Genomic DNA, 12787 nt, shown 5'->3' with positions numbered 1-12787 from the left:
ACTGCCATGTCCGATGGTCACACCTCTGAGCGCGGACCTCGCGGCCCGCGACGGGCCGCTGGGGACGGTCCGTCATGCCCAGGTGATCCTACGCGCTCTGCCCCTCATTCACTCAGGGTCGCACCCTTCCGCGCCACCCCTGAACAGGTAGCTCGAACTTGGCCACCAACCTGTCGGTGAACGGCGCGCCACTGCTCTCGACCCCGTGCAGGCGGGCCAGGCGGACGGGCTCGGAGCCCCTGCGCACCTCGACCCGCGTCCCCGACGGCAGGTCGAACCTGCGCCGCCCGTCACACCACAGGACCCCGCCAGGGGTGTCCGGCAGGATCTCGACGGCCAGCGTGGAGCGTGGCGAGACCACCAGCGGCCTGGCGAACAGCGCGTGCGCGCTGTTGGGCACCATGAGCAGCGCCTCCACCTCCGGCCACACCACGGGGCCACCGGCGGAGAACGCGTACGCGGTCGAGCCCGTCGGGGTGGCGCAGATCACGCCGTCGCAGCCCCACCGCGACAGCGGCCTGCCGTCGATCTCGGCGACCACTTCGAGCATGCGCTCCTGCTTTTCGACGCTGGCCTCGTTGAGCGCCCACGTGTCCGCCAGGACGCGCCCGTTCTGCCGGGCGAGAACATCGATGGTCATGCGCTCCTCGACGTCGTAACGCCCCGCCACGACGCTGTCGACCGCCGCCGCCAGGTCGGCGACCTCGGCCTCGGCCAGGAACCCGACATGCCCGAGATTGACCCCCAGCAGCGGTGTGCCCGCGGGCTTGGCCAGCTCGGCCGCACGCAGCAGCGATCCGTCGCCGCCGAGCACGATCATGACCTCGGCGTCCTTGGCGGCGCTCGGATCGGCCGGGACGGACTGTGCCCCCGCGCAGCCGATCTCCTCGGCCTCGGCGTCAAGGATCCTGACGGTGATGCCGGCGTCGACCAGCCGGGCGATGACCAGCCGGGCGCTGTCGACGGCGGCGCCACGCCCGGTGTGTACGGCGACCAGGACGGTCCGGTTCATTGCGGCCCTTCCGTGACGGCACGCTGGATCTCGCCTTCGAGGTCGGCGACCGGCGGCTCGCCCTCTCCCTTGCCCAGCCAGAGCAGATATTCCACATTTCCCGACGGTCCGGGCAGCGGGCTGGCGGTCACTCCACGGACCGTCAGCCCCAGCTCCCCGGCCTTGGCCGCGGCGTCGCGCACCGAGCCGGCCCGCAGCGCCGGATCACGGACGACCCCGCCCGCCCCGACCAGGTCCTTGCCCACCTCGAACTGCGGTTTCACCAACATCACGAAATCGGCGCGCGGCGCGGCGACCGCGGCCAGCGCGGGCAGCACGAGCCTGAGCGAGATGAACGACAGGTCGCCCACGATCAGCGTGGGCGGCTCGCCGACCATCTCGGAGGTGAGGTCGCGTACGTTGACGCGCTCCATCACCGTCACCTTCTCGTCGGTACGCAGCGACCAGGCGAGCTGGCCGTAACCGACGTCCACGGCGAGCACGTGGGCCGCGCCGCGGCGCAGCAGCACGTCGGTGAACCCGCCCGTGGAGGCGCCCGCGTCGAGGCAGCGGCGGCCCTCCACCGACAGGTTCGTGAACGTCTCCAGCGCGCCGAGCAGTTTGTGCGCTCCGCGCGAAACATAGTCGGGCCCGTCCTCCGAGGCGGCCACGACGATGGCGGAGGCGGTCTCGACCTGGGTGGCGGGCTTGCGGGCCTGCTGGCCTCCGACGCTGACCCGGCCGCCCTCGATGAGCTGGGCGGCCTGTTCACGCGATCGGGCCAGGCCGCGGCGTACGAGCTCGCTGTCCAGGCGGATCCTGCGGCTCACCGGCCGTCCACGGCCTCGGGCGTGGCCCGCACGACCTCGGGCACGATCTCGGGCACGGCCTCGTCGGCGGCGGCGAGCGTGCTCTCCAGCCCGGAGAACGCCTGGTCGAAGCGTGCGACGTGCTCGCTCACCGGCAGCTCGCCCAGCCCTCCGAGGCCGGCCACGATGGCGTCGACCCGCTCATCGCCGGTCTCCTCCGGAACCTCAGTCATGACTCGACCGTAACGCCTCCCGCGAGCACCCGGGACCTTGGCAGGCGTGTCACTCGTTGAAGCTCATACGGGGGTGCTAGTGATGTGGAACGCTACCGTCCGCAAAGGGAAGAAAGGATGCGCATCATGGCAAGCGTCGAGGAGTGCCGGGCGGCATTGGCCAAGCTCGTCGCCCAGTTCGATGAGATCGACGAGGAGGACCGTGCCAAGCACGTGGTCGAGCGCACGGTCAGCGCCCGGGTGTCCGACCTCGACGTGATCTTCTACGGCCGGCTGCACCACGGGGGGCTCGAGCCGTTCACGGAGGAGCCGCCGCCGGACGGCAAGTCCGCCGACGTCAAGCTCACGATCGCGAGCGACGACCTGGTCGCGCTGGTCGACGGGGAGCTCGACCTGGCGCGGGCGCTGCTCGGAGGCCGGGTGAAGATCGACGCGAGCTTCGGCGACCTGCTGCGCCTGCGCCGGCTCATCTGAGGGACCCGTTGACCCGTTCCGTCGCCTAGTTATTTAATGAGAACGTTAACTATTAGGCGATGGGCGAACAAATGGGTCTGATCATCGACAGCGAACGCCTGAGCCGCGCCTTCGGCGACCATCGCGCCGTCGACGGCCTGGCCCTGGCGATCGCGCCCGGGGAGATCTTCGGTCTGCTCGGGCCGAACGGGGCGGGCAAGACGACCACGATCAGGATGTTGTCCACGCTGCTGCCGCCGAGCGGGGGCACGGCGCGGGTGTGCGGGTTCGACGTGGTGCGGTCGGCGGGGGAGGTACGCCGCCGCATCGGGTACGTGATGCAGCAGGTCTCCCCCATGGGCTACTACCTGCTGACGGGGCGGGAGAAGGCCGAGATCGAGGCGGCCCTCTACCACGTACCGAGGCGGCGTCTGAAGGCCCGGGTCGGCGAGGTATTGGAGCTGGTGGGCCTGTCGGAGAGCGCCGACCGGCTCGTCCAGGAATACTCCGGCGGCATGCAGAAGCGCCTCGATCTGGCCTGCGGGCTGCTGCACCAGCCCGAGCTGCTCATCCTCGACGAGCCCACACTGGGCCTGGACGTGCAGTCGCGCCACCACATGTGGGACCACATCCGCTCGCTCTGCGACGAGGGCATGACGGTCCTGCTGGCGACCAACTACATGGACGAGGCCGACCGCCTCTGCGACCGGCTGACGATCATCGACCACGGCCGGCAGGTGGTCGGCGGGACGCCCGCCGAGCTGAAGGCGGCGCTCGGCGTGGCCACGCTCGACGAGGTCTTCCTCCGGCACACCGGTCACGCGCTGCGGGAGGAATCCGGATGATGTGGTCTCAGGAGGTGCTGGCCCTTTCCCGGCGCTGGCTGCTCATGATGCTTCGCGAGCGGCTGAACCTGCTGTTCAGCGTGCTGCAACCGGCCGTCTGGCTGGTGTTCTTCGCTGGCGCCCTCGGGGGCGCGGTCGATCCCCGGGTGGTGGGGACGGGCGACTACATCGCGTTCGCGGTGCCCGGCATCATCGCCTTCACGGTGGTCGGCAACGGCGTGTCGGCGGCGATGCCGCTGCTGTTCGACAAGGAGACCGGATACTTGGACAAACTGCTCAGCATGCCGATCAGGCGCAGCTCGCTGATCGTGTCGCGGTTCGTGTTCCAGGTGGGCATGAACTCGGCCCAGGTGCTGGTGATCCTGCTCGTGGCGCTCGCCCTGGGCGTACGGCCCGCGTCGGGACCGCTCGGGGTGCTGGCGATCCTGGCGGCGACCGCGCTCCTCACGCTGGCGCTCACGGCCGCCGCGATGGCACTGGCCTGCGCGGTGCCGTCACACGGTACGTTCTTCGCGGTCACCGGGTTCGCCTCGCTGCCGCTGCTGTTCATGAGCAACGCGTTCGTCCCGCTGACGGCGATGCCCGGGTGGATGGAGGCGGTGGCACGGGCCAATCCGCTGACGTACGCGATCGAGGCCATGCGGCTGCTGGTGCTGCGGGGGTGGAGCGGCGGGGTGCCGGTGTCCTTGGGCGTACTCGTCCTGGCCTCGTCCCTGCTCCTGGCCGTGGGCGCCTGGCAGTTCACCCGCCAGACCAGCCACCGCGTCGCCTGACCCCTTCACACGGCACGGGAACCCTCCGAGATGCCCTCTCGCACCACCGCTCACGAATCCCCGAAACCCACCCTCACCACCATCAACGGCCCGTCATCTGACCCGCTCCAGCATCTCCAGGGCAGGCTTGACCACGTCCTCCCCCTCCAGGCGTCCGTCACCGGCCGCCGTCCAGGCCGCGTCGCAGGCCGCCCGCAGTCCGTCCATCCGGCCGCCCTCGCCTTCCAGACGCAGCACGCCGTCCGTCCACCGCGCCTGCCATCCTCCGCACGCGCCGTCGCGCACCTCGGGATAGGGCAGGAGCAGAGCCCCCAAATCCTCCCCGATGTACGTGGGCCGATGCCGGGGTTCCGCCATCAGCGCATCGGCCGGCGTGGCCACCCCGGTGAGCACCAGCAGGCTGTCGACCCCGGCGTTGGAGGCCCCTTCGATGTCGGTGTCCAGCCGATCGCCCACGACCAAGGGCCGCCGAGCGCCCGTACGGATCATCGACTCCCGGTGCAGCGGCGGATCGGGCTTGCCCGCATATATCGGCTCGACCCCGGTGGCGGTGGCGATCACCCGCACCATGGACCCGTTCCCCGGCAGTTCGCCCCGCCGGGTCGGCATCGTGCTGTCGCCGTTGGACGCCACGAACAAAGCGCCCTGCCGCACCGCCAGCGCCCCTTCCGACAGCAGCCCGTACGACAATCCGGGCGCGATCCCCTGCACCACGGCGACCGGCGACTCGGCGGCCGTCGATACGGGCCGGAGCCCCTGATCCCGTAGCGCCAGCCGCAACCCGGACCCGCCCACCACGAGCACGTTCGCGCCCGGCGCAACCTTCTCCGCGACCAGCCGCGCGGCGGCCTGCGCCGAGGTCACGACGTCGGCGGCCGTGGCGGGCGCGCCGAGCTCTCGCAGGTGGGCGGCGATCGCGGCCGGTGTGCGCGAGGCGTTGTTGGTCACGTACGCCAGCCGTACGCCATGCCGCTGCGCCTCCTCCAGCGCCTCCGGCGCCCCGGGCACCGCATGACTGCCCAGGTAGACCACGCCGTCGAGGTCGAGCAGCAGGGTGTCATAACCGTCGATCAGCACAGTGCCTCTTCCCGTTTGACTCTCACGCCGCGTGAGACTTTAGCGTCGCCTCCGTACCTACCTGCCAACAGAAAGGACGGCCATGTCCGCGAACCTCAATCTCACTCCCGAAGACCGCGCCGAACTGTTCGGCGATTTCGACCCGGACGCTCACGCGGCGGAGGCCGAGCAGCGCTGGGGCGGCTCGCCGGCCTGGACGGAGTCGACGAACCGGGCGTCGTCGTACACCAAGGAGGACTGGCGGCGTTTCATGGCGGAGGCGGCCGACATCTCCGCGCGCATGGCGGACGCGATGCGCTCAGGCGCCCCGGCGGACGGCGACCTCGCCATGGACCTGGTGGAGGAGCACCGCGCCCACATCACCCGCTGGTGCTACACCTGCACGTACGAGATCCACCGCGGCCTGGGCGACATGTACGTCTCCGATCCCCGCTTCACCACCACCATCGACGCGACGTCCCCCGGCCTGGCCACCTACTTCCAGGCCGCCATAGCGGCCAACGCCACCCGCCACAACGCCTGACCCATCAACCAACCTGACGCCTGACCCACCCACGAACTGACGGAACACCCAACCCACCCCGACCAGAGCACCACCGCTCCGTCAGTACCACCCCTTCACTTCACAACCCTCGCCGCTTCACAACCGCCGCCGGCTTCACCATCCCCCACCGGCTTCACAACCCCGCCGGCTTCACAACCCCTACAGCGCTTCACAACCTCCACACGGTCAGTACCGCGCTGCCACCATCACCGTCACCGCCAGGGCACCGCTGTCATTGATCAACTCACCGCTTGCCTTTATCAACTCACGGTCACCGGCCCACCCAGACATCAGGCCATCACGAACCAGCACCAGAGTGAGACACCAGAAAGGGAGCAGACGCAGGCGCGGGGCCACCTAGCGCATGACGAACGCTTGCCAGCGGGGGAGCGCCCTTACTCCACACCGCAACACACAGCCAATTCCCGTCCCCGGCTACATTTCCCGGCGAGCCCGCAACGTCGCCCGAACGCTCTTCAGAGCCGAGACATAATGCCGCTCATCCGGCCGCATCGCCACGGCGATGGCCAGTGGTTCCTGAGCCCCTTCCACATCCCCGGTCCGCCACAAGGACAGCCCCAGCCCGAAGTGGGCATAGTCCTCGGCCGGATTGGCATCCACGATCTGCCGGAAACTGGCCGCAGCCTCGGCGTACTGCCGTGAGTTGAACTGCGCCCGCGCCAACGCCTCCAAAATGCTGCGCGATTCAGGTTCAGCCGCAGAGGCCCTCTCCAGCAATGCCGCGGCAGCAGCCGGACTCCCCTCTTTCAGCAACTTCACCCCACGCTGATACCAGTCGTAAACACCACCCCCGGGAACGCCCGAACTCTCGTCATGAACATTTCCATCGTGGGCCATGCGTGAGGACTCCTTCACCGCGTAAAGGCGACCCCGCCCCGCCCTGCTGCGGAACGGGCGCGAATGCAACCGTGGGGCGACTTCCGGAAGGCGTAAGCATTTATGGGAGCATGCCCGGTATGGGGACTCCTGAACTGCCGGTACCGAGCGGACTGGTGCTACGGCCCTTCCGAGGCGTACGTTTCGCTGTCGAGGATCCCGCCAAGGTGACCTCCCCACCGTACGACCTGATCTCCGACGCCGACGTAGAGGCCCTCCTGGAGTCTCACCCGAACAACGTCGTACGCCTCATCCTTCCCTGCTCCTCCCCCAGCAACTCCTCCGCAGCCACAGCACCCCCTCCCCCTGACGTTTCCACCCTGCCACCCGACACGTCCGCTCCCACCCCCGAAGCACCCACCGCCCACCCCACCACCAACCCCCAACCCGACGCCCCATACGCTCGAACCGAAGCCACCCGCCCGCAGTCACAGGCCGCCGGCTCCGAGCCTGATACCTCGCACCCCGGCCCCCAAGCCTCCCCTCCCGACCCCGGTCCGCCGCCCCCTAGTCCCGACGTACCTGTTCACGCCCGCTATGCCGAGGCCCGGAACACCCTGCGAGCCTGGTTGAACTCAGGCGTGTTGGTGCCGGACCCGGTGCCGGCGCTCTACGTGTACGAGCAGAGCGGGCCGGACGTCCTGCAGCGCGGCCTGATCGGCGACGTGGGCCTGGTCGACCCCGGGCAGCGCATCATCCTGCCCCACGAGGACGTCCTCCAGGGCCCTATCACTGACCGGCTCGCCCTCATGAGCACCACCCAAGCCAACCTCGAACCGATCTTCCTCCTCTACGAGGGCGGCGACGGCATGGCCACCCGCCTTGCGGACGAGGTGGCCTCAAAGCGACGTCCCCTCATATCCGCCCACACGGAAGACGGCCTCACACATCGCCTATGGGCGATCACCGACACCACCGAGATCGCCGCGATCAACGCGGACCTCCACTACCGCCAAGCCCTGATCGCCGACGGCCACCACAGGTACGCCACCTACCGCGTCCTTCAACGCCAGGAACGCGCCACCCACCGTCCTCAACCCAGCCAGCCGACGAACGGACCCTCCACCGAAAACCACCAAACCGAGACGCACTCCGACGCAACCCACCCCGACAAAGCGCGCCCCGAACCAGCACACCCAGACGAAACCCACTCAACTCCGGCGCACCCGGACGAAGCCCACCTGAGCGCGACCCACCCAGACCTAACCCACCCTGAACCAGCACACCAGGACACAGCCCACCCGAGCGCGACCCGTCCAGATACACCCCACCCAGGCGCGGCCCATCCAGATACACCCCATCCGAACGCAACCCACCCAAGCTCGGCCCCACCACACCAGCCCCGCCCCGGAGCAGCACGCCAGGACACATCCCACTCCGAAGCAGCCCGCCCAGGCACAACCCACCCGAGCGCAACTCACCCCGGAGGAGCAGCACATCCCGGAGACGCAGCACATCCCGGAGGAGCAGCCGATCACGGAGCAGCGCACCCCGACGAAGCCACCGCAAGTGCGGCCCACTTGGGCGGAAGTCATCCAGGCGGGCCCCGTCACGAGACAACGCACTCCGACGTAAGCCATTTCACGTCAGAGTCCCGTGGACCGTTGGCAGGGCCGTGGGACTTCGGGCTGGCGCTGCTCGTCGACTCAACCGCCTACCCGCCCGACCTGAAAGCCATCCATCGCGTGATCCCCGGTCTGCCGCTCGCCGAAGCGGTCGCCAGGGTCCAGGGCTCGTGGCACGTGTACGACTTCGACGACCTGGCGCAGGGTCTGGCCGCGCTCGAGGAAGCCCCGGAGCCTGCTCTCCTGCTGGCCGGCGCGGACGGTTCGCACCTCCTCACCGACCCGGACCCGGTTCAACTGGGCCGAGCCATGCCACCAGACCGCTCCGACCGCTGGAACTCGCTCAACACCTCCGTCCTCACAGAGTTCGTACTGCCCGTGCTGTGGGGCATGCGCGACAACGAGCAGGCCGTACGGATCGTGCACCACGACACGGACGCCGCCGTACAACTGGCCGTCCGCACCGGCGGCACCGCTGTCATCCTCAAACCGCTCGCCATCGAGGACGTGCTGGCCGTTGCCGCCGGTGGCGAACGAGTCCCCCGTAAGTCCACCTCCTTCGGCCCCAAACCGAGGACTGGCCTAGTGCTGCGTACCTTCGCGACCGACTGAGACGGGCGGGTACCCGCCCAGCCATCCGCCACGCACGACACAGGACTGACCTCGGCCCCGCCACGCACGACACAGGACTGACCTCGGCCCCGCCACGCACCACACAGGACCAACCCCAGCCCCGCCACGCACCACACAACACAGACTCCAGCCCCGTCCGCATTTCGCGGCATGAACCTCCCAGCCCCGCCTGCGCCTCCCAGCACATTCCCCCGACCCTGCCTGCGCCCTGCAGCACGAACCTCCCGGCGCTGCCCGCCCCCGCGGCACGAACCGCCCCAGCCACCCGTGCCTTCGCCGCACGAACCCCAGCCGAACGACCCCCCAGCCGCGCACATCACCCCACACGACCCCCCAGCCGCCCGCTGCCCGTCTCCGGGCTCGGAAACCCAGACACGAACGCCGGCCGCCTCGGCCACAGGCTGGAGCCTGGACCCGGGCAGGGCTCCATACGCTCGCACGGATTCCGCTCGCTGGCGGCTCGGTGGATGGAGATGGTCCGCGAACTGCCGGTTCTCGGTAGACGAAGACGGTTCGACGAATTCGCGGCTCTCGGTAGACGAAGACAGTTCGACAGCTCGCGGCTCTCGGTAAACGAGGACCGTTCCGCAAGCCGTCAGCCGCTAACTAGCCCCCGGCAGACGAAGACCGTCCCCAGCCGCCAGCCCTCGGAAGGCGAAGACCGTTTCGTAAGCTGCCAGCCCCCGTAGGCAGCTCGCGTCAACCAGTGGGTGCCAGGTAGGTCACCTGCCGGGGAATCAACGCAGCGATTTGCCCGGTGGACAAGCCGTCGTGAACGGGGCCGGTGGGATCGTCTGCCGGGTCGTCTGGTGCGGGGAGTTCGGCGTCGTAGGGTCTGGCGGTGCTCACTTCCACCTCGTATCTCCAGATCTTGCCGGCCGACGGGCCGAAGACGCGGCAGCGGAATGCCCCTGTCACCTCGATATAGTCGCGAGGTTTGAGGCCACGGAGCACGGCGGCCGTTTCCGGGTTGAACGTGACGCACGGGATGCTGTCCGTCAGTGCCGCGCCACGTCTGTTCCGGCGGCGGCGCACGATGATGCGCCACTTGGTCACGGTGTCGCCGCTCGGCAGAGGGTGCTCCTCAACCTGCGCCGACAGCCTCCCCACCAGCAAGACTTCGTTTCGATCCACCGTCGTCCTCCTATCGGTGTTCTGGTGGAGATCACTCTCTACGATGATGGGGTGGCCGGATCGGCTGGAACGCCGTTCTGGGGATAACGGCTGGACGCTCGGGAGTGCCTGTGGACAACATCACCGCGCTAGGCGGCGACGTCTATGAGATCGACACCAAAATGGCCGGATATTCGGGCATCACGGCCGGGTACCTGATTCTGGGCGACCGGCCGTGCCTCGTAGAGACGGGCACCTCGACCTCGGCGCCCGTGGTGCGCGACGCCATCGCCTCGCTCGGTGTCGGTCCCGAGGACCTGGCCACGATCGTCGTGACTCACATTCACCTGGACCACGCCGGTGGAGTGGGGGATATCGCCAGGTTCTTCCCGTCCGCACAGGTCGTCGTACACGAAAAAGGTGCCCGGCACCTTGCCGAGCCGTCACGGCTGATGGCCAGCGCGCGCATGGTGTGGGGGGACAGACTCGACACCCTTTTCGGCGAATTGTCCCCGACTGAGGCGGAACGCATCGTCGCGCTCGGCGACACCGGTGCCATCGATCTCGGCAATGGGCGTACGCTGAACAGCCACTACTCCCCCGGCCACGCGAAACACCATGTGGGCCTGGTCGACTCCGCCACCGGTGACCTGTACGTCGGCGACGCGGCCGGCGTCTACCTGCCCGAAACGGGCGATCTGCGTCCCGCGACCCCGCCGCCGGACTTCGACCTGCAGACCGCGCTCGACTCGATCGCGCTGTTCGAGGCGCTTGGGCCGCAGAGGTTGCTGTTCAGCCACTATGGGCCGGTTGAGGCGGTTCGGGAGACCCTCGAACGATCTGCGGAGGAGCTGAGGGTCTGGGTGGATCTCACACGGCAGGCTCGGTCGGAGGGTATGGACCTGGATCATGCCGTCGCCATGGTCAGGGATCGCACCAAGGAGCGTTATGCGGCACTGACGACTGACGGCGTCATGAGCGAGGAGGTCGAAATACTGAGTGGTGCCCCGTCGAACGTCGCGGGGATCTTGCACTGGCTCGACCGCGTCTCCCCGTGACCGGAAGGAACACGTGACGCCAAGCGATGGCGCACCGCCGTTCGGCGTCACGCCCCGCCAACCGCCGCTTGGCGCCACGTCCCGTTAACCGCCGCTTGGCGCCACCGCTCAGCGCACTACCACCTTGGGACCATGGTCTGCTTAGTGCCGCTTTGCGCCACCGCTCAGCACCCCGCGCCTTGACACCACGGCTCAGCGCCCTGCCGTTAAGCACCACCGCTCAGCGCCCTGCGGTTAAGCGCCACCGCTCAGCGCCCTGCGGTTAAGCGCCACGTCCTGCTCACTGCCACTTGACGCCACATCCCAGCGCACTACCGCTTGGCACCGTGTCCCGATGAAGAACCGAGCGGGTCTCCCGCCGTACCCGGAATGTCATCGGGTACGGCGGGAGTTCGGCGTCAGTCGACCGTCTTGGGCCGGTCCTTGGCGGCGTCGTTGGACTCATCGAGTACGTCACCGAAGTTAGGCTCGATGAACGCCGGAGTGATGCCCGGAGTCTCGGCCTGCTGCTCTTCAACCGCCTTAGCGGCATCCTGCGGCTCGCCGGATTCCTCGGGCTCAGACTCGTCATCGGGCTCGTCGTCGGATTCCGACTCGTCCTCGAGCTCGTCCTCCGCTTCGACCACGTCGTCGGAGTCGGAGTCAGTCTCCAGAACGTCGTCAGCGCGGCTCTCCTCCGCACCTTCATCCTGTACGTCGGCAGCATCGGCCGGCGGAGCGGCCGGCTCCGTACCGTCGTCGAGAAGGTCGCCCGCCTCGGCCAGGGCCTCAACGTCATCGACGTCTTCGGCCTCCGCCGCACCGGCGTCGTCGGAGTCGTCCTCGTAGTCGAATTCCTCCTCGATGTCCTCGATGACGGCTCCGGTCAGCTCCGCGTACCGATCCGCCGCCTCCGTCTCCCCGTCCTCGTCGAACGCCATCGCCTTGCCGAACCAGTCGGTCGCCGCCTCCTGATGCCCTGCTTCGGCCAACGCGTCCGCGTACGCGAACGCCAGCCGCGCCGACCAGGGCTTGGGCTGCGGGTCCCGCAGTTCGGGCAGGCGCTGAAGGGTGATCACGGCGGCGTCGTGCTGGCCGAGGTCGCGGCGCGCGCCGGACTCGACGATGGTCAGCTCGATGCGCCCGGCTCGGTCGAGCCGTTCGGCTTCCGGCGAACGTACGAGGTCGATAGCCCGCTCCGGACGTCCCATACCGCGTTCGCAGTCGGCCATGACCGGCAGGTACGCATCCGAACCCGTCATCCTCCTGGCCGCCCGCAGGTCGCTCAGAGCCTCCGAGAAATGACCGGCGCGGTAGGCGACGATGCCCGCCGCTTCACGTACGACGCCGATGCGGGCCGCGAACCGGCGCGCCACCTTCGTGTGCTCGTGCGCCTGATCGGGGTCGTCGGCCTCGAGCGCCCGCTCGGCGGCCACGAGGTGCCGTCCGACCAGGTCGGCGAGGTCGCCCGGCAGGGAACGCAGCTCTTCCAGGACTTCCTTGTCGAGCTCCTCCGACGTGATGTCGGGCGCCACCTCGGGCAGCCTCTCACGCTGGGGAGCCTCGTCGGCACCCTCGCGATCGGGCCGGCCGTACCTGGCGCGGGTCCCCCCAGCACCGGTACGGTCCTCGCGATCGTCCCGGGAGAACGGACGGGCGTCCCGGTAACCGCCGCCCTCACGCCGGTCGCCGTAACCACCCTCGCGATGGGGACCACGGTCACCCTCGCGACGCGGACCGCGATCGTCACGGAACCCGCCCTCACGGCGCGCCCCGAAACCACCCTCGCGACGGTCGCCGAAGCCACCCTCGCGACG

The 12787-nt window shown here is 69.0% G+C and carries 14 protein-coding genes and 1 pseudogene; 8 read left to right on the top strand and 7 right to left on the bottom strand.

Features of this window, described 5'->3' with window-relative positions; all coding sequences use genetic code 11:
* Positions 1 to 112: 112 nt before the first annotated feature.
* From C4V41_RS42630 to C4V41_RS42620, 3 genes are read right to left on the bottom strand one after another with little or no spacing between them, the layout of a single operon-like run.
* On the bottom strand, positions 113 to 1012 hold the full coding sequence (locus C4V41_RS42630) for an NAD kinase (RefSeq protein ID WP_103961735.1): 900 nt from the start codon (positions 1010 to 1012) through the stop codon (positions 113 to 115).
* A complete protein-coding gene (locus C4V41_RS42625; protein ID WP_103961734.1) occupies positions 1009 to 1821 on the bottom strand; it encodes a TlyA family RNA methyltransferase in 813 nt (270 codons plus the stop codon). The genes C4V41_RS42630 and C4V41_RS42625 overlap by 4 nt, the downstream gene beginning before the upstream one ends.
* Positions 1818 to 2033 (bottom strand): hypothetical protein, encoded by a 216-nt coding sequence (locus C4V41_RS42620; RefSeq protein WP_103961733.1) that lies wholly within the window; start codon positions 2031 to 2033, stop codon positions 1818 to 1820. Before C4V41_RS42620 ends, C4V41_RS42625 begins: the two co-directional genes overlap by 4 nt.
* A gap of 117 nt (positions 2034 to 2150) precedes the next feature.
* Between C4V41_RS42620 and C4V41_RS42615 the strand changes: the two genes are divergently transcribed.
* From C4V41_RS42615 to C4V41_RS42605, 3 genes are read left to right on the top strand one after another with little or no spacing between them, the layout of a single operon-like run.
* A complete protein-coding gene (locus tag C4V41_RS42615; RefSeq protein WP_327537505.1) occupies positions 2151 to 2507 on the top strand; it encodes an SCP2 sterol-binding domain-containing protein in 357 nt (118 codons plus the stop codon).
* Positions 2508 to 2566: 59 nt separating this feature from the next.
* The gene (locus C4V41_RS42610; protein ID WP_103961732.1) at positions 2567 to 3331 is read left to right on the top strand and encodes an ABC transporter ATP-binding protein; all 765 of its coding nucleotides are present in this window, start codon (positions 2567 to 2569) and stop codon (positions 3329 to 3331) included.
* Positions 3328 to 4104 (top strand): ABC transporter permease, encoded by a 777-nt coding sequence (locus C4V41_RS42605; RefSeq protein WP_103961731.1) that lies wholly within the window; start codon positions 3328 to 3330, stop codon positions 4102 to 4104. Before C4V41_RS42610 ends, C4V41_RS42605 begins: the two co-directional genes overlap by 4 nt.
* A gap of 93 nt (positions 4105 to 4197) precedes the next feature.
* Here the strand turns inward: C4V41_RS42605 and C4V41_RS42600 are convergent, their stop codons facing one another.
* A complete protein-coding gene (locus C4V41_RS42600) occupies positions 4198 to 5181 on the bottom strand; it encodes an HAD-IIA family hydrolase (protein ID WP_103961730.1) in 984 nt (327 codons plus the stop codon).
* Between the two features lie 82 nt (positions 5182 to 5263).
* On the opposite strand from C4V41_RS42600, the gene C4V41_RS42595 reads away from it, so the two are divergent.
* Positions 5264 to 5704 (top strand): TipAS antibiotic-recognition domain-containing protein, encoded by a 441-nt coding sequence (locus C4V41_RS42595; RefSeq protein ID WP_103961729.1) that lies wholly within the window; start codon positions 5264 to 5266, stop codon positions 5702 to 5704.
* 456 nt (positions 5705 to 6160) lie between these two features.
* Here the strand turns inward: C4V41_RS42595 and C4V41_RS42590 are convergent, their stop codons facing one another.
* Positions 6161 to 6583: a tetratricopeptide repeat protein gene (locus C4V41_RS42590; protein WP_103961728.1), complete on the bottom strand. Its 423-nt coding sequence runs from the start codon at positions 6581 to 6583 to the stop codon at positions 6161 to 6163.
* 110 nt (positions 6584 to 6693) lie between these two features.
* Here C4V41_RS42590 and C4V41_RS63390 point away from each other — a divergent pair.
* Positions 6694 to 7596, top strand: a pseudogene (locus C4V41_RS63390) (DUF1015 family protein); the annotation flags it as partial.
* Positions 7597 to 8226: 630 nt separating this feature from the next.
* Entirely contained in the window at positions 8227 to 8799 is a 573-nt protein-coding gene (locus tag C4V41_RS63385; protein ID WP_200824625.1) for a DUF1015 domain-containing protein, read from the top strand.
* A gap of 720 nt (positions 8800 to 9519) precedes the next feature.
* On the opposite strand, the gene C4V41_RS42575 is transcribed toward C4V41_RS63385, so the two are convergent.
* On the bottom strand, positions 9520 to 9954 hold the full coding sequence (locus C4V41_RS42575; protein WP_160150579.1) for a single-stranded DNA-binding protein: 435 nt from the start codon (positions 9952 to 9954) through the stop codon (positions 9520 to 9522).
* Positions 9955 to 10064: 110 nt separating this feature from the next.
* On the opposite strand from C4V41_RS42575, the gene C4V41_RS42570 reads away from it, so the two are divergent.
* Positions 10065 to 10991, top strand: a complete 927-nt coding sequence (locus tag C4V41_RS42570; RefSeq protein ID WP_103961726.1) for an MBL fold metallo-hydrolase — start codon at positions 10065 to 10067, stop codon at positions 10989 to 10991.
* A 398-nt stretch (positions 10992 to 11389) separates the two neighbouring features.
* Here C4V41_RS42570 and C4V41_RS42565 read toward each other — a convergent pair whose 3' ends face one another.
* Positions 11390 to 12406 (bottom strand): hypothetical protein, encoded by a 1017-nt coding sequence (locus tag C4V41_RS42565; protein WP_235030737.1) that lies wholly within the window; start codon positions 12404 to 12406, stop codon positions 11390 to 11392.
* On the opposite strand from C4V41_RS42565, the gene C4V41_RS64670 reads away from it, so the two are divergent.
* Positions 12359 to 12787: hypothetical protein (locus C4V41_RS64670; RefSeq protein WP_235030736.1), on the top strand; the 429-nt coding region annotated here is incomplete at its 3' end. The genes C4V41_RS42565 and C4V41_RS64670 overlap by 48 nt on opposite strands.

It is taken from the genome of Nonomuraea solani (assembly GCF_900108335.1).
GTDB classification, from domain to species: domain Bacteria; phylum Actinomycetota; class Actinomycetes; order Streptosporangiales; family Streptosporangiaceae; genus Nonomuraea; species Nonomuraea solani.
Note: the sequence above shows the minus strand (reverse complement) of the source record. Positions and strands in the feature narration are given on the sequence as shown.